The sequence below is a fragment of the Duffyella gerundensis genome, from assembly GCF_001517405.1.
Taxonomy (GTDB): domain Bacteria; phylum Pseudomonadota; class Gammaproteobacteria; order Enterobacterales; family Enterobacteriaceae; genus Duffyella; species Duffyella gerundensis.
In genome coordinates, this window is record NZ_LN907827.1 from 445,672 (window position 1) to 462,609 (window position 16,938).

General features: G+C 52.3%; 15 protein-coding genes, 1 tRNA gene and 3 rRNA genes. 5 read left to right on the forward strand and 14 right to left on the reverse strand.

The window, feature by feature from the left end:
- The first annotated feature begins 47 nt into the window (after positions 1 to 47).
- The 5 genes from EM595_RS02035 to EM595_RS21335 all read left to right on the forward strand — a co-directional run bounded on the left by EM595_RS02035 (position 48) and on the right by EM595_RS21335 (position 3,655).
- Positions 48 to 2,952, forward strand: a 23S ribosomal RNA gene (locus tag EM595_RS02035).
- A gap of 98 nt (positions 2,953 to 3,050) precedes the next feature.
- A 5S ribosomal RNA gene (gene rrf, locus EM595_RS02040) occupies positions 3,051 to 3,166 on the forward strand.
- Between the two features lie 15 nt (positions 3,167 to 3,181).
- Positions 3,182 to 3,257 (forward strand) — tRNA-Thr (locus EM595_RS02045).
- A 40-nt stretch (positions 3,258 to 3,297) separates the two neighbouring features.
- A 5S ribosomal RNA gene (gene rrf / locus EM595_RS02050) occupies positions 3,298 to 3,413 on the forward strand.
- 44 nt (positions 3,414 to 3,457) lie between these two features.
- Positions 3,458 to 3,655, forward strand: coding sequence for a hypothetical protein (locus tag EM595_RS21335; RefSeq protein WP_231938713.1), 198 nt, complete (start codon positions 3,458 to 3,460; stop codon positions 3,653 to 3,655).
- A 70-nt stretch (positions 3,656 to 3,725) separates the two neighbouring features.
- On the opposite strand, the gene EM595_RS02060 is transcribed toward EM595_RS21335, so the two are convergent.
- From EM595_RS02060 to aroQ, 14 genes are all read right to left on the reverse strand, one after another.
- Positions 3,726 to 4,487: an amino acid ABC transporter ATP-binding protein gene (locus EM595_RS02060; RefSeq protein ID WP_067427400.1), complete on the reverse strand. Its 762-nt coding sequence runs from the start codon at positions 4,485 to 4,487 to the stop codon at positions 3,726 to 3,728.
- 8 nt (positions 4,488 to 4,495) lie between these two features.
- On the reverse strand, positions 4,496 to 5,596 hold the full coding sequence (locus EM595_RS02065; protein WP_067427402.1) for an amino acid ABC transporter permease: 1,101 nt from the start codon (positions 5,594 to 5,596) through the stop codon (positions 4,496 to 4,498).
- A gap of 10 nt (positions 5,597 to 5,606) precedes the next feature.
- On the reverse strand, positions 5,607 to 6,785 hold the full coding sequence (locus EM595_RS02070) for an amino acid ABC transporter permease (protein WP_067427404.1): 1,179 nt from the start codon (positions 6,783 to 6,785) through the stop codon (positions 5,607 to 5,609).
- A gap of 75 nt (positions 6,786 to 6,860) precedes the next feature.
- The gene (locus EM595_RS02075; RefSeq protein ID WP_067427406.1) at positions 6,861 to 7,886 is read right to left on the reverse strand and encodes an amino acid ABC transporter substrate-binding protein; all 1,026 of its coding nucleotides are present in this window, start codon (positions 7,884 to 7,886) and stop codon (positions 6,861 to 6,863) included.
- A gap of 352 nt (positions 7,887 to 8,238) precedes the next feature.
- Entirely contained in the window at positions 8,239 to 9,159 is a 921-nt protein-coding gene (gene lpxP, locus EM595_RS02080; protein ID WP_067427408.1) for a kdo(2)-lipid IV(A) palmitoleoyltransferase, read from the reverse strand.
- A 202-nt stretch (positions 9,160 to 9,361) separates the two neighbouring features.
- A complete protein-coding gene (gene fis / locus EM595_RS02085) occupies positions 9,362 to 9,658 on the reverse strand; it encodes a DNA-binding transcriptional regulator Fis (protein WP_000462905.1) in 297 nt (98 codons plus the stop codon).
- Positions 9,659 to 9,682: 24 nt separating this feature from the next.
- The gene (gene dusB / locus EM595_RS02090; protein ID WP_067435074.1) at positions 9,683 to 10,648 is read right to left on the reverse strand and encodes a tRNA dihydrouridine synthase DusB; all 966 of its coding nucleotides are present in this window, start codon (positions 10,646 to 10,648) and stop codon (positions 9,683 to 9,685) included.
- A gap of 294 nt (positions 10,649 to 10,942) precedes the next feature.
- On the reverse strand, positions 10,943 to 11,671 hold the full coding sequence (locus tag EM595_RS02095; RefSeq protein WP_067435077.1) for a carbonic anhydrase: 729 nt from the start codon (positions 11,669 to 11,671) through the stop codon (positions 10,943 to 10,945).
- 144 nt (positions 11,672 to 11,815) lie between these two features.
- On the reverse strand, positions 11,816 to 12,703 hold the full coding sequence (prmA, locus tag EM595_RS02100; RefSeq protein ID WP_067427410.1) for a 50S ribosomal protein L11 methyltransferase: 888 nt from the start codon (positions 12,701 to 12,703) through the stop codon (positions 11,816 to 11,818).
- 15 nt (positions 12,704 to 12,718) lie between these two features.
- A complete protein-coding gene (gene panF / locus EM595_RS02105; RefSeq protein ID WP_067427412.1) occupies positions 12,719 to 14,167 on the reverse strand; it encodes a sodium/pantothenate symporter in 1,449 nt (482 codons plus the stop codon).
- Positions 14,157 to 14,399 (reverse strand): YhdT family protein, encoded by a 243-nt coding sequence (locus EM595_RS02110; RefSeq protein WP_067427416.1) that lies wholly within the window; start codon positions 14,397 to 14,399, stop codon positions 14,157 to 14,159. The genes panF and EM595_RS02110 overlap by 11 nt, the downstream gene beginning before the upstream one ends.
- An 81-nt stretch (positions 14,400 to 14,480) precedes the next feature.
- Complete coding sequence (accC, locus tag EM595_RS02115; protein ID WP_067427417.1) at positions 14,481 to 15,830, reverse strand: acetyl-CoA carboxylase biotin carboxylase subunit; 1,350 nt, start codon at positions 15,828 to 15,830, stop codon at positions 14,481 to 14,483.
- A gap of 11 nt (positions 15,831 to 15,841) precedes the next feature.
- Positions 15,842 to 16,309 carry an acetyl-CoA carboxylase biotin carboxyl carrier protein gene (accB, locus tag EM595_RS02120; RefSeq protein WP_067427419.1) on the reverse strand — a complete coding sequence of 156 codons (468 nt, stop codon included), beginning with the start codon at positions 16,307 to 16,309 and terminating at the stop codon, positions 15,842 to 15,844.
- A gap of 21 nt (positions 16,310 to 16,330) precedes the next feature.
- Entirely contained in the window at positions 16,331 to 16,783 is a 453-nt protein-coding gene (gene aroQ / locus EM595_RS02125) for a type II 3-dehydroquinate dehydratase (protein WP_067427421.1), read from the reverse strand.
- Positions 16,784 to 16,938 lie beyond the last annotated feature (155 nt).

The following is a 16,938-nucleotide window of genomic DNA, read 5'->3' on the forward strand; positions in this document are numbered from 1 at the left end:
GTCACGCTTATGACCGCAGCGTCTCACGAGACGCCTGTGGGTTGTGAGGTTAAGTGACGAAGCGTACACGGTGGATGCCCAGGCAGTCAGAGGCGATGAAGGGCGTGCTAATCTGCGATAAGCGTCGGTAAGGTGATATGAACCGCAACAGCCGACGATACCCGAATGGGGAAACCCGGTGCACCCAGGTGCATCATTGCAGCATGAATACATAGTGCTGCAAGGCGAACCGGGGGAACTGAAACATCTAAGTACCCCGAGGAAAAGAAATCAACCGAGATTCCCCCAGTAGCGGCGAGCGAACGGGGAGGAGCCCGGAACCATCATCAGCTTGTGCATTAGTGGAAGCGTCTGGAAAGTCGCACGGTACAGGGTGACAGTCCCGTACACAAAAATGCACCTGCTGTGAGTTCGAAGAGTAGGGCGGGACACGTGGTATCCTGTCTGAATATGGGGGGACCATCCTCCAAGGCTAAATACTCCTGACTGACCGATAGTGAACCAGTACCGTGAGGGAAAGGCGAAAAGAACCCCGGCGAGGGGAGTGAAACAGAACCTGAAACCGTGTACGTACAAGCAGTGGGAGCACCTTCGTGGTGTGACTGCGTACCTTTTGTATAATGGGTCAGCGACTTATATTCTGTAGCAAGGTTAACCGTATAGGGGAGCCGCAGGGAAACCGAGTCTTAACTGGGCGTTAAGTTGCAGGGTATAGACCCGAAACCCGGTGATCTAGCCATGGGCAGGTTGAAGGTTGGGTAACACTAACTGGAGGACCGAACCGACTAATGTTGAAAAATTAGCGGATGACCTGTGGCTGGGGGTGAAAGGCCAATCAAACCGGGAGATAGCTGGTTCTCCCCGAAAGCTATTTAGGTAGCGCCTCGTGAACTCATCTTCGGGGGTAGAGCACTGTTTCGGCTAGGGGGCCATCCCGGCTTACCAACCCGATGCAAACTGCGAATACCGAAGAATGTTATCACGGGAGACACACGGCGGGTGCTAACGTCCGTCGTGAAGAGGGAAACAACCCAGACCGCCAGCTAAGGTCCCAAAGTCATGGTTAAGTGGGAAACGATGTGGGAAGGCCCAGACAGCCAGGATGTTGGCTTAGAAGCAGCCATCATTTAAAGAAAGCGTAATAGCTCACTGGTCGAGTCGGCCTGCGCGGAAGATGTAACGGGGCTAAACCATGCACCGAAGCTGCGGCAGCGGCGCGCAAGCGTTGTTGGGTAGGGGAGCGTTCTGTAAGCCGTCGAAGGTGGACTGTGAGGTCTGCTGGAGGTATCAGAAGTGCGAATGCTGACATAAGTAACGATAAAGCGGGTGAAAAGCCCGCTCGCCGGAAGACCAAGGGTTCCTGTTCAACGTTAATCGGAGCAGGGTGAGTCGACCCCTAAGGCGAGGCCGAAAGGCGTAGTCGATGGGAAACAGGTTAATATTCCTGTACTCGGTGTTGCTGCGAAGGGGGGACGGAGAAGGTTAGGTTGGCCGGGCGACGGTTGTCCCGGTTTAAGCGTGTAGGTGTGTGTTCCAGGCAAATCCGGTTCACTTTAACACTGAGGCGTGACGACGAGGCACTACGGTGCTGAAGCAACTGATACCCTGCTTCCAGGAAAAGCCTCTAAGCATCAGGCAGCATCAAATCGTACCCCAAACCGACACAGGTGGTCAGGTAGAGAATACCAAGGCGCTTGAGAGAACTCGGGTGAAGGAACTAGGCAAAATGGTGCCGTAACTTCGGGAGAAGGCACGCTGGCGCGTAGGTGGAGGGACTTGCTCCCCGAGCCGAAGCCAGTCGAAGATACCAGCTGGCTGCAACTGTTTATTAAAAACACAGCACTGTGCAAACACGAAAGTGGACGTATACGGTGTGACGCCTGCCCGGTGCCGGAAGGTTAATTGATGGGGTTATCGCAAGAGAAGCTCCTGATCGAAGCCCCGGTAAACGGCGGCCGTAACTATAACGGTCCTAAGGTAGCGAAATTCCTTGTCGGGTAAGTTCCGACCTGCACGAATGGCGTAATGATGGCCAGGCTGTCTCCACCCGAGACTCAGTGAAATTGAACTCGCTGTGAAGATGCAGTGTACCCGCGGCAAGACGGAAAGACCCCGTGAACCTTTACTACAGCTTGACACTGAACATTGAGCCTTGATGTGTAGGATAGGTGGGAGGCTTTGAAGCGCGGACGCCAGTCCGCGTGGAGCCAACCTTGAAATACCACCCTTTAACGTTTGATGTTCTAACGTGGCCCCGTGATCCGGGGTGCGGACAGTGTCTGGTGGGTAGTTTGACTGGGGCGGTCTCCTCCCAAAGCGTAACGGAGGAGCACGAAGGTCAGCTAATCACGGTCGGACATCGTGAGGTTAGTGCAATGGCATAAGCTGGCTTGACTGCGAGAGTGACGGCTCGAGCAGGTGCGAAAGCAGGTCATAGTGATCCGGTGGTTCTGAATGGAAGGGCCATCGCTCAACGGATAAAAGGTACTCCGGGGATAACAGGCTGATACCGCCCAAGAGTTCATATCGACGGCGGTGTTTGGCACCTCGATGTCGGCTCATCACATCCTGGGGCTGAAGTAGGTCCCAAGGGTACGGCTGTTCGCCGTTTAAAGTGGTACGCGAGCTGGGTTTAGAACGTCGTGAGACAGTTCGGTCCCTATYTGCCGTGGGCGCTGGAGAACTGAGGGGGGCTGCTCCTAGTACGAGAGGACCGGAGTGGACGCATCACTGGTGTTCGGGTTGTCATGCCAATGGCACTGCCCGGTAGCTAAATGCGGAAAAGATAAGCGCTGAAAGCATCTAAGCGCGAAACTTGCCCCGAGATGAGTTCTCCCTGAGACTATAAGTYTCCTGAAGGGACGTTGAAGACTACGACGTTGATAGGCCGGGTGTGTAAGCGCAGCGATGCGTTGAGCTAACCGGTACTAATGACCCGTGAGGSTTAACCTTACAACGCCACAGGCGTTTTGCAGTGACGCGGTTTCAATTTTCAGCACGTACCGGATTATCGGGCCCGCCTTTTTTGGGGGGGTCCGGAACAGAATTTGCCTGGCGGCACTAGCGCGGTGGTCCCACCTGACCCCATGCCGAACTCAGAAGTGAAACGCCGTAGCGCCGATGGTAGTGTGGGGTCTCCCCATGCGAGAGTAGGGAACTGCCAGGCATCAAAATTAAATGTGCTGATATGGCTCAGTTGGTAGAGCGCACCCTTGGTAAGGGTGAGGTCCCCAGTTCGACTCTGGGTATCAGCACCAGTTTTAGATAAGTAAATGGGTTCGGCAAATAAAGAATTTGCCTGGCGGCTGTAGCGCGGTGGTCCCACCTGACCCCATGCCGAACTCAGAAGTGAAACGCCGTAGCGCCGATGGTAGTGTGGGGTCTCCCCATGTGAGAGTAGGGAACTGCCAGGCATCAAACAGACAGAGCCCCGTGCGAAAGCACGGGGCTTTTTCTTTTGGATCTTATTCATACCATTATCCTGAACTACCTGAACTACCTGAACTACCTGAACTACCTGAACTACCTGAACTACCTGAACTACCTGAACTACCTGAACTACCTGAACTACCTGAACTACCTGAACTACCTGAACTACCTGCAGTTCATTTTAATCCTCAGATCACTTCAAATGGGCGAAAGCAGCGTGGGTTAATCTATCAGCGCAAAAAAAAGCCCTCGGCAACTCCAGCGGCCAAGGGCTTCTCTGGTTTTACTACACTTCGTCAGTGAATTACCTGAGACAGAAAGGCGCGTGTACGCTCAGATTTAGGTTGTGAGAAAAATTCTGTCGGCGGAGCCTGCTCAACAATTTCACCACGATCCATAAAGATCACCCGATCGGCTACCGTACGAGCAAAACCCATCTCGTGCGTTACACAAAGCATGGTCATACCATCTTCGGCCAAGCCAATCATCGTATCCAGTACCTCTTTAACCATCTCCGGATCAAGCGCTGAAGTTGGCTCATCAAACAGCATAATTTTCGGCTTCATGCACAGCGAACGCGCGATGGCGACTCGTTGTTGCTGACCGCCGGATAACTGTCCAGGAAACTTATGGGCGTGCTCAGCAATGCGTACCCGTTCCAGATAATGCATAGCCAGCTGTTCTGCTTCTTTCTTCGGTGTCTTACGTACCCATGTCGGCGCCAGAGTACAGTTTTGCAGTACGGTAAGATGGGGAAAAAGGTTAAAATGTTGGAATACCATGCCAACTTCTGTGCGCACACGTTCAATATTGCGCAGGTCATCGTTCAGATGAATGCCATCTACTACAATCCGTCCCTGCTGATGTTCTTCAAGATGATTGATGCAGCGTATGGTGGTCGATTTTCCCGAGCCTGATGGACCACAGAGTACAATACGCTCGCGCGGTTTAACCTGCAGATTGATATCTTTAAGTACATGAAACTGCCCATACCATTTATTGACATTCTCAAGGGATATCATCAGGTTATCGGCATCTTTAATCATAGATTGGGTCATGATATTCCTTAGTGTGCGGTGCGGCCAGTATGAAAACGCTTCTCCAGATACTGGCTATAGCGCGACATGCTAAAACAAAAAATCCAGTAAACCAGGGCAGCAAATACATAACCCTCGGTCGACATTCCCAGCCAGGTCGGATCAACGGTTGCCTGTTGCACACTGCTGAACAGGTCGAATAAGCCAATAATGATCACCAGGCTAGTATCTTTAAACAGGGCGATGATGGTGTTCACCAGCCCTGGAATCGTTAACTTCAATGCCTGAGGCAGGATCACAAACGCCTGCGTTTTCCAGTATCCCAGCGCCAGCGACTCTGCAGCTTCGTACTGCCCTTTAGGCAGCGCTTGTAAGCCGCCACGTACTACCTCCGCAACATAAGCAGACTGGAATAGCACCACCCCTACCAATGCACGAATCAATTTGTCGATCGATGTTCCTTCCGCCATAAAAAGAGGCAGCATGACGGATGACATGAACAGCACGGTTATCAGCGGAACGCCGCGCCAGAACTCGATGAAAATGATCGATAGTGTGCGTACTACTGGCATACGTGAGCGACGAGCCAGCGCCAGTAAAATGCCCAGCGGCAATGCACCGGCAATACCTACCGCGGCAATAATCAGCGTCAGCGTCAGGCCGCCCCATTGGCGAGTTTCAACCCGCTCAAGGCCGAAGAATCCCCCGTACAGCAGAAACCAAACCACGACTGGATAAACGATAATCCAGCCAGCAATGTAGCGTCCGCGATGCGGCATGCTTTTTACAAACATCGGTATCAGGGAAAGCAGGCCAATTATTAGAGTAAGGTTAATGCGCCAGCGCAGTTCATGCGGATAGAGGCCATACATAAACTGGCCAAACCGCGCATGAATGAAAACCCAGCAGGCACCCTCTTTAGTACAGTCTGCACGGGTGGTACCCAACCAGTTAGCCTGAAAAATCAGCCAGTTCAGCGCCGGAGGAATAACCGTCCACATGATCCACAGGCAAAACAGGGTTAGCAGGCTATTGCCCCAGCTGGAGAACAGATTTTTGCGTGCCCAGCGCCATGCGCGTGAAGGAAAGCTGGTTGGTGCTGCCTGTGGTTGATGCGTTGTCACCGTCATGTTTATTCTCTTAGCGCTCAACCAGCGCAATTTTGCGGTTATAGATATTCATTAACAGTGAAATAATCAGGCTGATAATCAGATAAACCGCCATGGTAATCGCAATGGTTTCTATCGCCTGTCCGGTTTGATTGAGCACCGTTCCGGCAAACAATGACACCATATCGGGATAGCCGATCGCCGCTGCCAGTGAGGAGTTTTTAACGATGTTTAAATATTGGCTGGTCAGCGGCGGGATAATGACGCGCATCGCCTGTGGGATGATTACCTGTCGTAGCGTAACTGGATTAGGCAATCCTAATGAGCGTGCCGCCTCATGTTGGCCGTGAGGCACTGACTGAATCCCTGAGCGAATAACCTCAGCGATGAACGATGACGTATAAATAGAGAGTGCCAGCGTCAGCGCAGCCAGTTCAGGGATCAGCACAAAGCCGCCACGGAAGTTAAAGCCGCGCAAGACTGGAATATCCCAGTGCATGGCCGCGCCAAAGATGGCATGGGTTATCGCCGGAAATACCAGCAACACAGCAATGGCTGTGGGCCAGGTACGACGCAATTGGCCGGTTTTAACCTGATGTTGACGGTTAAAGCGATATATCGCGATGGTGCCAATGATGGTCAGAAGCAGGGCGATCAAAAACGGCAGCGTGCCCGGTGCATATTGTGGCCAGGGAATATAGAGTCCGCGGTTGCTGACGAAGGTTAAATCAAATGCACTAAGTGCCTGACGCGGGCCAGGCAGATTACGCAGCACAGCAAAATACCAGAAGAAGATCTGCAGCAGCGGTGGAATATTACGGAACGTCTCAATGTAGATGGTTGAAATTTTTCTCAGCAGCCAGTTGTCCGACAGGCGGGCCAGACCGAGAAAGAAACCCAGGATCGAGGCGAAAACGATACACAGCGCTGATACCAGCAACGTATTGGTCAATCCGACCAGAAACACGCGCGCGTAGGTATCGCTTTCTGAATACTCAATCAGATGTTGAACGATGCCAAAACCGGCAGTGCGCTCGAGAAAACTAAAACCCGACGTAATGCCGCGATTAGCCAGGTTAACGATGGTGTTATGAACCAGATAACCCACAACCAGTATCACAGCGGCTACCGCAATGATTTGGTACACCCAGGCGCGAACCGCAGGGTTGGAGAATGAGAAATCCCTTTTCACGGTTGGGCGTTGAGACATGATGCAACCTCAGTGACGACATTACTGATCCGGACGCCAGAAAGGCGTCCGGTGATAAACAAGAGCGAGCAGAAATTAACGCACTGGTGGAGCGTACTGAATGCCACCCTGATTCCATAACGCGTTCTGACCACGTGCAATTTTCAGCGCACTGTCTTTACCCACGTTACGGTCAAAGCTTTCCTGATAGTTACCTACCTGCTTAATGATGTTGTAAGCCCACTTGTTATCCAGCTTCAGGTCTTTGCCAAAGTCGCCCTCTGCACCGAGCAGATGTGCCATATCCGGCGTGGTTGGCTTAGCGGCCATTTGATCGACGTTTTTAGAGTTGATGCCCATCTCTTCGGCATTCAGCATCGCGAAGAACGACCATTTTACGATGGTAAACCAGTCATCATCGCCACGACGCACTACCGGACCCAGAGGCTCTTTTGAAATCACTTCAGGTAAGACGATGAACTCATCCGGTTTGCCCAATTTGATACGCAACGCGTAAAGCTGAGACTGATCGGAAGCCAGCGTATCGCAGCGTCCGCTATCCAGTGCTTTTGCCGACTCATCCGAACGATCGAACGTCACCGGTGTATAGGTCATTTTGTTGGATTTAAAGAAGTCGGCGACGTTCAGCTCGGTATCGGTTCCGGCCTGAATACAAACGGTGGCGCCATCCAGCTCTTTAGCGCTTTTCAGGCCTGCTTTGTTGTGAGTCAAAAAGCCGATGCCATCATAATAATTCACGCCGGCAAACAGAAAGCCCATGCCTCCATCGCGCGCTGATGTCCATGTGGTGTTACGTGAAAGAATATCGACTTCGCCAGATTGCAGCGCGGTGAAACGTTCCTTTGCAGTCAGCGGGGTATATTTCACTTTTGTCGCATCGCCAAATACAGCGGCAGCGGCAGCACGGCAGACATCCACATCCAGACCGGTAAATTTGCCGCTGGCATCAGCGTAGGAGAATCCAGGCAGGCCATCACTAATGCCGCACTGAACAAAACCTTTCTTTTTAATGGCATCCAGCGTCGTGCCTGCATGAGCCTGATTAGCCAGCGTAAGCAGAGAGGCGGCCGCAACCAAAGTGGTAAGCATCATTTTTTTCATAAAGCATCCTGTGTGGCGAAGCATATTGTTATGGTGAGCAGCGCACCTTAATGCGCGCTTTTGCTGTCTGAGGTGGTTAGCCACCCACGACTTTGCAAAGGCAATGCCAGGTTTGCAGCAGTATGAATTTATTGGAAATATCTGTTAATAACCTGACGTAACTGGAAAGTTCACTTAATATCGCGCACTAAAGCGGTGCGGCGTGAGTCGACAGGATCACATTTGGTGCAAAAAGTTTCACCAGATAGAGGCTATGTGAGCGCTGACGCGAAACGAGAAGGGCGTTGCTGAAAAATTGCAAAAAAAAAGCCCGCCGATCACATTCGGCGGGCTTTGATAACGCTAAGCAGGCTTAGTAAAGCGATGCTTTGCCCGTAGGGCGCGTTTTGAAGCGGCGATGAAGCCACAGATACTGGCTTGGCGCGCGCAGGATTTCGCGTTCAATCACTTTGTTCATGTAGGCTGCGGCCTCATGTTCATTATCCAGCGGATAGTCCTGCAACTCAGGCTGAATAACCAGCTCATATCCCTGACCCTGTTCTTTACGAATCAGTACGACGGTGATCATCGCTGGTTTTGCCATGCGCGCCAGCATATAGGTGCCGCTAGTGGTAGCGGCCTGAGAAACCGCGAACAGCGGAGCGAACACGCTGCCTTTTGGACCGTAATCCTGATCCGGGGCAAACCAAACCGCTTCACCTTGTTTCAGCGCTTTTACCATGCCACGCAGATCACGACGATCAATCATCGCTTTATTAGAACGCGTACGACCTTTGGTCTGTACCCATTCCATCAGTTTGTTGTTATGCGGACGATACATGGCCATCATTGGCTGGCACAGACCCATCGCGCGGCCACCTAATTCAAGTGACATAAAGTGCACGCCAATAATTAATGCGCCGCGTTTCTTTTCCTGCGCGCTTTTGAGGTTATGCAACCCGTTGACGGTGAACCAGCGTTTGACGCGTTCATCTGACCAAAACCAGGCCATCCCGGTTTCCATCAGGCCCATACCGAGAGATTCAAAATTGTGGACGATCAGCGCATCGCGTTCGGCTTCACTCAGGTCCGGGAAGCAGAGCTCCAGATTACGCTGCGTAATGCGCATACGGCGTTTCAGAAACCTCATGGACGTACGGCCCAGCCAGATACCCAGTTTCTCTAACAAAGGAAACGGCAGCTGTACCAGTAAGAAAAGCAGGCCAAGACCAAACCAGGTTAACCAGTAACGTGGATGGAGCATATGGCGGGAAAAGCGAGGTGCTGATTTCATCGATATCTCGTTATGCAGTAATGGATGACGGTAACGCATAAAGATGTACATCAGTCGCGATACAGATCGTTGGACAGCATGATGAATCAAAAGTTGAATAACAAGCGGAATTTTTACACGATTCAGACATTTCAATCGGCAGAATAGTGATTAAAAAAAAGGCGCTAACCCGAAGGCGCGCCTTTTTTTTCCGGTCATGAACTTAGTTCATGCCATATTTTTTCAATTTCTTGCGCAGCGTACCGCGGTTGATGCCCATCATCAGAGCAGCACGGGTCTGGTTGCCACGGGTATACTGCATTACCATGTCCAACAGAGGCTGTTCCACTTCAGCCAATACCAGCTCATAGAGATCGTTAACATCCTGACCATTCAGTTGAGCAAAATAGTTCTTCAGTGCCTGTTTAACTGAATCACGCAGTGGCTTTTGGGTCACCTGGTCTTGTGAGTTAACAGTAGAAACGGTCAGTACGTCAGAATTTACGCGTTGTTCGAACATAGTTCTTTCAGCTCTTTATTTCGTTTACGCAAGATTTTCGAAGTATGCCTCCAACGCCTCCAGCTGTTCGCTGGCATCCTCAATGGCGTTGAATGTGCGCCGAAACTGGTCGTCAGGGGCGTGCTCCTGGAGATACCAGGAGACGTGTTTTCGGGCAATACGGTATCCCTTGCGCTGACCGTAAAAGTCGTGCAGTTCCCGTATGTGTCCAATCAGCAAGTGCTTTATCTCTGCCATTGGCAGAGGAGCAAGCAACTCCCCAGTGTCCAGGTAGTACTGGATTTCCCGGAAGATCCACGGTCTTCCCTGGGCAGCGCGGCCTATCATCAGGGCATCAGCCCCCGTATAGTCCAGCACTGCTTTGGCTTTATGCGGGTCAGTAATGTCCCCATTCGCGATAATCGGAATGGAAACGTTCTGCTTAACTGTCCGAATGCTGTCGTATTCAGCTTCGCCATTGAACAAACAGGCGCGAGTGCGTCCATGAATGGTCAGGGCCTGAATGCCACACCGTTCGGCCAATTGGGCAATCTCTACGCAATTGCGATTTTCAGTATCCCAGCCGGTACGTATCTTCAGCGTAACGGGCACGTCAACTGCATTCACCACCGCGAGAAGAATCGATCTCACTAACTCAGGGTGTTGCAGCAGTGCCGAACCTGCCAGCTTGCGATTCACCTTTTTCGCCGGGCAGCCCATGTTTATATCGATAATCTGAGCACCGGAAGCCACATTAATGCGCGCTGCCTGTGCCATATCATCGGGATCGCAACCGGCAATTTGCACGGTGCGTATTCCAGGCTCGTCACTATGAACCATGCGCAAACGCGACTTATCGCTTGCCCAAACTTCCGGGTTCGACGAAAGCATCTCAGACACTGCCATTCCGGCGCCTAACTGATAACACAATGTCCTGAAGGGCCGGTCTGTTATCCCGGCCATCGGGGCGGCAATCAGTCGATTACGGAGCTGGTGGTGTCCAATGCGCATGAAAAAGAAGTGACCATAACTGTTCGCAAGGCGGCGTATATTACGCATTTTTTTCAGAAGATGAAAGGCCAAGTTTTGAACAATTGGACACAGAAAGCAGCAGGAAGAGAATAGCAACGGGGCGTTACTTTTTTTTAATTATTTATAACAACGAGTTATGTGATTTTAAGGTGAAAAAGTATACAAATAATTTCTTTTTTTTAAGCCTAATCACCCGATAAAAACCGCCAAATAGCCTTATGTACAGCACATTTGGCGGTAAATATCATGATGTTTTATCAGGATTTAGCAGGATTATTCCACAATTACACGGCCGTTGAGCGTTTGTACCGGACGGCTGTTACCATGCTCGCCGAGGATTTTTTCAAACGAGGCAATCTGGGCAGGCGAAGCATAAACCGCATCTTTCATTACCAGCCAGCGTACGCCTTCTGTGCAAGGGGGGGTCGTCAGCGATCCGCTGTAGCGATAGTACTGTTTGTTCACCGGTTTCAGTGATGAAAGATCAAGCGGCTTATTCAGGCGTTTCTCTTCATTCACCTTTGCAGGCACGCTGCGCAGGATCGCCTCCAAAGTAGGATTCACTGCGCCGGGTTTAAACATCACGCCCATTACCGCCAGGCCGCCCTGAGCGCTGCTGTGCACAAAATGCACTTCAAGCGGGAAGGATTCGCCGTTAATCATGTTTTCTGCTGGCGTATGGAAATGGAACTGGCGCAGGGTAAACGTTTCGTCATCAACCTTGATATCATCGCCATCCTGCACGTTGATCTGCACGGTGTGGCCATTGTTCACAATCGATTTCTGCTTAGCGTTATATTTCACCGCCAGCGGCTGCAGCTGACCGTTTACCGCGCTACGAATATCGATAGGTGACTGGTTTTGGCCGTTTTTGCAGGTGGCAAAATCGGCGTTGATTTCGCCCCATTGATCGGGTGATTCATAAGACCAGTGATGATCGTGGGCCCAGGAGAAAGGTGCAGCGGAAATAGCCAGAGCACAGAACGTATATTTTAATTTCATTTCAGAGACTTCCCCAGTGTTAATAACCGAATGCGCGGTATAACAACAGCGCAGAAACAGCACTAATTTCTGGCGGGGATAGTAACCAAACGATTGTAAAGAAACGCCCTGTGGCGAGCACCGGAGGGCGTTTTGAGACAGGTCTCAGGCAGAGGCGCGGATACCGGTAATGCGGCACCACTCTTCGCGTTCTGCTACTGGATCGAGCTGAAAGCGATCGGCATAGGCTTCGCATACGCTTTCCGCCTGGCTCGCCAGAACGCCCGACAGGCCTAAATGTCCTCCCGCTTTCGGTAGCACACCAATCAGCGGTGCCAGCTCGCGCAGAGGACCCGCCAGAATGTTAGCTACCACCACATCGGCGCTGAGATTGTCAGGCTGCTGATGCGGCAGATAGAGCGAAAGTCGGTCCGACACGCCGTTGCGTTCAGCGTTGTCGCGGCTTGCCTGAATCGCCTGCGGATCGATATCGATCCCGATCGCCTGAGCAGCGCCCAGTTTCAACGCGGCGATGGCTAAAATGCCGGATCCACAACCAAAGTCGATGATCGTTTTGCCAGCCAGATCCAGACCATCAAGCCAGGCAAGGCAGAGCGCAGTAGTGGGATGGGTACCGGTGCCGAATGCCAGACCCGGATCAAGCATGACGTTAACCGCGTCAGGATCGGGTACGTCGCGCCAGCTCGGGCAGATCCACAAACGTTCGCCAAAACGCATGGGATGAAAGTTCTCCATCCACTCACGCTCCCAGTCTTTATCTTCAATCTGCTCAATTTTGTAATGGTAATCCGCCGCTAACAGCGGATGCTGACCCATGCTCTGTACCACCGGTTCCATGTCGGTTTCGGCATCGAACAGGCCAATAATATCGGTATCGCCCCACAAACGGGTTTCACCCGGCAGCGGTTCGAAAACCGGATTATCATGGGTGTCCTGAAAAGTCACCGAAACGGCGCCCAGTTCGATTAGCGCATCGCCCAGCTCTTCAGCATGCGCGCCGGTGGTATTAATCTTGATTTGAATCCATGGCATAGCAATTCTCTTTATTTATGCAAAGTCGTCGCCATCCGCCTCGTGCGGCGTCTGACCAAACAGGTTGCCCACTAAAAACGCCAGCAGGCTGAGCGTTAATGCAGGCACAATCGGATGAAATCCGCCCGGCTGCAGCTTGAAGCTGGCCAGCAGGGTGTAGCTCAGCGCCCCGACGATCATGGCGCTGAGCGCGCCCACTGCGTTGGCTTTTTTCCAGTACAGACCCAGTACCAGCGGCCATAAAAATACCGCCTCTAAGCCACCAAACGCCAGCAGGTTAAGCCAGATCAGCATATCCGGTGGATTCCATGCCGCAATCAGCAGCAGCAACCCGAGTAAAAAAGTGATGCTGCCAGACAGAAATTTTACCCGCGGCTCATTGGTGATCTGCTGAGGATAAAGACGCAGATAGAGATCCTTCACGATCGTGGCGGAGGATTGTAGCAATTGTGCATTGATCGTCGACATAATCGCCGCCAGCGGCGCCGCGAGAAAGATCCCGGCAGCAAAGGGCGGCAATACGGTGATCATCAGCCGGGGGATCACCTGATCCGGAACGGTAAGATCGGGCAACACCGCACGACCCAGCGCGCCAGCGAGGTGCATACCGAACATCAGCACGCTCATCACCAGAGTACCGATGATAATGCCGCGATGCACGGCCCGACTGTCTTTGTAAGAGATGCAGCGCACGGCGGTATGTGGCAAACCGATCACGCCAAAACAGACCAGCACGCTAAACGAGGCCAGAAAGGCAGGATTAATGATATCGCCCACGCCTTGCGGCTGAGTCAGCTTAGGATCGATGCGCTGTAAGGTTTCCACGGCGGTAGAGAGGCCGCCAGCTGCGTGAATCACGGCGAACAGCAGCAAAAAGGTGCCAGCCAGCATCACAATACCCTGCATAGCATCGTTCAGCACGCTGGCACGAAAGCCGCCGAAAGCGGTATAGACCGCAATGGTGCCGCCGAAGATGATCAGGCCGGTATCGTAGGGAATGCCGGCAGCCGTCTCCAGCAGCCTGGCCCCGCCAATAAACTGTACGGTCATAGCACCAACAAAGGCCACCAGCAGGCTCAGGCTGGCCAGCCAAATCAACAGCGGGCTGCGAAAACGCGCATACAGCATGTCGTTCAGCGTAATGGCATTATGCCGGCGGGCAAGAATGGCAAATTTTTTGCCGAGGATACCCAGCGACAGCCAAACGGCCGGCACCTGCACCATCGCCAGCAGCACCCAGCCAAGACCATATTTATAGGCCGCACCGGGCCCACCAATAAAGGAGCTTGCGCTGATATAAGTGGTGGTTAATGTCATCGCCAGCAGAAAGCCGCCCATCGAGCGACTGCCTAAAAAATATTCCGTTAAAAAGCTGCCTTGCTGACGTTTACGCATTGCCCACACCGAAAGGGCGGCCACCAGCAGCAAATAGGCGAACAGCGGCAGGATAATGTTAACGTCCATGCGGCTCCTCCAGCGGGATATTTTTGAATACCAGACGAATCATCAATGCGCAAAGCACGATAAACAGCACGGGAGCAAACAGGCAGGAGAGTTCAAACCAGAGCGGCAAACCGGCAATACCGGGTTGATTGCCACCCAGCCAGGCGCAAAGGCCCCAAACGGTCAGATAAGCGACAGCCAACAGCAGCGACCAACGAGCCTCTCTGTTAGCCTGGATAAAGCGCGCATCCATCAGCACATCCTCAATGCGAAACGCCGAAAGCTGGAAAAACAAAAGGCCGGATAACCGGCCTTCAGGGTACTCAGAACGCGATTACTTTTCCTGCAACCCGAGCTTTTTCTCCAGATAGTGGATATTGGTTCCACCCTGCTGGAAGTGCTCATCGGACATGATTTTCATCTGCAGTTCAACGTTGGTTTTAATGCCGTCGATGATCAGTTCAGCCAGCGCATTTTTCATGCGCGCAATCGCCACCTCACGGGTTTCCCCATAGGTAATCAGCTTGCCGATCATGGAGTCGTAATAAGGCGGCACGGTATAGCCGGCATAAATATGCGACTCCCAACGAACGCCAAACCCGCCCGGCGCGTGGAAACGGGTAATTTTACCCGGACTCGGCAGGAAGGTATTTGGATCCTCAGCGTTGATACGGCATTCCACGGCATGACCGCGAATGACCACTTCATCCTGCGTCAGGGACAAGCCCTGGCCTGCGGCAATGCGCAGCTGCTCTTTAATCAGGTCAACGCCGGTAATCATTTCGGTTACCGGATGTTCAACCTGAATACGGGTGTTCATCTCAATGAAGTAGAACTCACCGTTTTCGTAGAGGAATTCAAAGGTACCGGCACCGCGATAGCCAATTTCCGCACAGGCTTTAGCGCAACGCTCACCGATAAAGCGACGCTGCTCGGCGGTGATGCCTGGCGCTGGCGCTTCTTCGACAACTTTCTGGTGACGACGCTGCATGGAGCAGTCGCGTTCTGCCAGATAGATCGCTTTGCCCTGACCATCAGCCAGAACCTGGATTTCAACGTGACGTGGATTCTCGAGGTATTTCTCCATGTACACCATGTCGTTGTTAAAGGCAGCTTTCGCCTCCGCACGGGTCATGTTGATAGAGGTTTCGAGATCTTTATCGCCGCGCACGACGCGCATACCGCGACCGCCGCCGCCGCCAGAGGCTTTGATGATCACCGGATAACCGATGCGTTTAGCAAAGGCACGGTTTTTTTCCATATCGTCGGTCAACGGACCGTCGGAACCCGGCACGCACGGCACGCCTGCTTTTTTCATCGCGTTGATGGCAGAAACTTTATCGCCCATCAGGCGAATGGTATCTGCTTTCGGGCCGATAAAGATAAAGCCGGAACGTTCAACCTGCTCAGCAAAGTCGGCGTTCTCGGACAGAAAACCATAACCTGGGTGAATAGCATCCGCGCCGGTGATCTCGGCAGCCGAAATCAGCGCAGGAATATTCAGGTAGCTTTTGACCGACGGTGCCGGGCCGATGCAGACGGTTTCGTCTGCCAGCAGCACGTGCTTCAGATCACGGTCAGCGCTTGAGTGAACCGCCACCGTTTTGATACCGAGCTCTTTGCATGCGCGTAAAATGCGCAGCGCAATCTCGCCGCGGTTGGCAATGACAATTTTATCCAGCATGGTAGGCCCCGTTATTCGATGATGATCAGCGGCTCGTCAAACTCCACCGGCTGGCCGCTTTCGACCAGAATGGCTTTCACCACGCCAGACTTGTCGGCTTCGATCTGGTTCATCATTTTCATCGCTTCAACGATGCACAGCGTATCACCGGCGCTAACCTTCTGGCCCACTTCAACGAACGCTTTCGCATCCGGGCTTGGGGTACGGTAGAAGGTACCTACCATAGGTGAGCGCACGAGATGGCCGCTGATTTCAGCAGCAGGTGCTTCGGCGACAGGCGCGGCAGGTGCCACAGCGGCGGCAAGGCCTGGCTGCTGCTGAGCCATTGGCATCGCGTACGCCTGCTGCATCATGGGATAGCCGGTATTAGCCGGTGCACGGCTGATACGAACAGACTCTTCGCCTTCAGAAATTTCCAGCTCGGAGATGCCCGATTCTTCAACCAGTTCGATCAATTTTTTAATCTTACGAATATCCATGAGTGTGGTTCCGTACTCTGTTTAATTTATGTTGGAAAGGCGTTTTACTGCCGTTTGTAAAGCCCAGTTATAACCGTCGGCGCCAAGGCCACAGATTACACCGGCAGAAATATCAGAAAGATAGGAATGATGACGAAAGGGCTCACGTGCATGAACGTTGGACAGATGAACTTCAATAAAAGGAATATTCACCGCCAGCAGGGCGTCACGCAGAGCGACGCTGGTGTGCGTAAACGCTGCCGGATTGATGATGATATAATCAACATCCTCTTTCGCCTGATGAATACGATCGATAAGGACGTACTCTGCATTCGATTGCAGATGGCTGAGTTTCACATCAATGGCGCTGGCGCTGGTGGTCAATTGGTTAACAATCGCGTCCAGCGTGGTTGAACCGTACTTTTCTGGTTCGCGGGTGCCCAACAGATTGAGGTTGGGGCCGTTTAAAAGCAGAATGTGAAACTTATGCGCCATTGTGCTGCTATCTCCTGCAATATCTAAGGCATCGCGTAAAATACCGCGCAAAAATCAATTTGTCACCTTATGCACCCAAAATAAGCCATATCTTGAATGCGAAGCCGGGCATTATAATGATTTCGGGACAATTAGCAGCTAAATACTGGTCTTAT

Bases quoted from the DNA above. Each gene is read 5' to 3' on its own strand.
- EM595_RS02060 (WP_067427400.1), bottom strand. From the start codon at position 4,487: ATGACCCAATCTATGATTAAAGATGCCGATAACCTGATGATATCCCTT.
- EM595_RS02065 (WP_067427402.1), bottom strand. From the start codon at position 5,596: ATGACGGTGACAACGCATCAACCACAGGCAGCACCAACCAGCTTTCCT.
- EM595_RS02070 (WP_067427404.1), bottom strand. From the start codon at position 6,785: ATGTCTCAACGCCCAACCGTGAAAAGGGATTTCTCATTCTCCAACCCT.
- EM595_RS02075 (WP_067427406.1), bottom strand. From the start codon at position 7,886: ATGAAAAAAATGATGCTTACCACTTTGGTTGCGGCCGCCTCTCTGCTT.
- lpxP (WP_067427408.1), bottom strand. From the start codon at position 9,159: ATGAAATCAGCACCTCGCTTTTCCCGCCATATGCTCCATCCACGTTAC.
- fis (WP_000462905.1), bottom strand. From the start codon at position 9,658: ATGTTCGAACAACGCGTAAATTCTGACGTACTGACCGTTTCTACTGTT.
- dusB (WP_067435074.1), bottom strand. From the start codon at position 10,648: ATGCGCATTGGACACCACCAGCTCCGTAATCGACTGATTGCCGCCCCG.
- EM595_RS02095 (WP_067435077.1), bottom strand. From the start codon at position 11,671: ATGAAATTAAAATATACGTTCTGTGCTCTGGCTATTTCCGCTGCACCT.
- prmA (WP_067427410.1), bottom strand. From the start codon at position 12,703: ATGCCATGGATTCAAATCAAGATTAATACCACCGGCGCGCATGCTGAA.
- panF (WP_067427412.1), bottom strand. From the start codon at position 14,167: ATGGACGTTAACATTATCCTGCCGCTGTTCGCCTATTTGCTGCTGGTG.
- EM595_RS02110 (WP_067427416.1), bottom strand. From the start codon at position 14,399: ATGGATGCGCGCTTTATCCAGGCTAACAGAGAGGCTCGTTGGTCGCTG.
- accC (WP_067427417.1), bottom strand. From the start codon at position 15,830: ATGCTGGATAAAATTGTCATTGCCAACCGCGGCGAGATTGCGCTGCGC.
- accB (WP_067427419.1), bottom strand. From the start codon at position 16,309: ATGGATATTCGTAAGATTAAAAAATTGATCGAACTGGTTGAAGAATCG.
- aroQ (WP_067427421.1), bottom strand. From the start codon at position 16,783: ATGGCGCATAAGTTTCACATTCTGCTTTTAAACGGCCCCAACCTCAAT.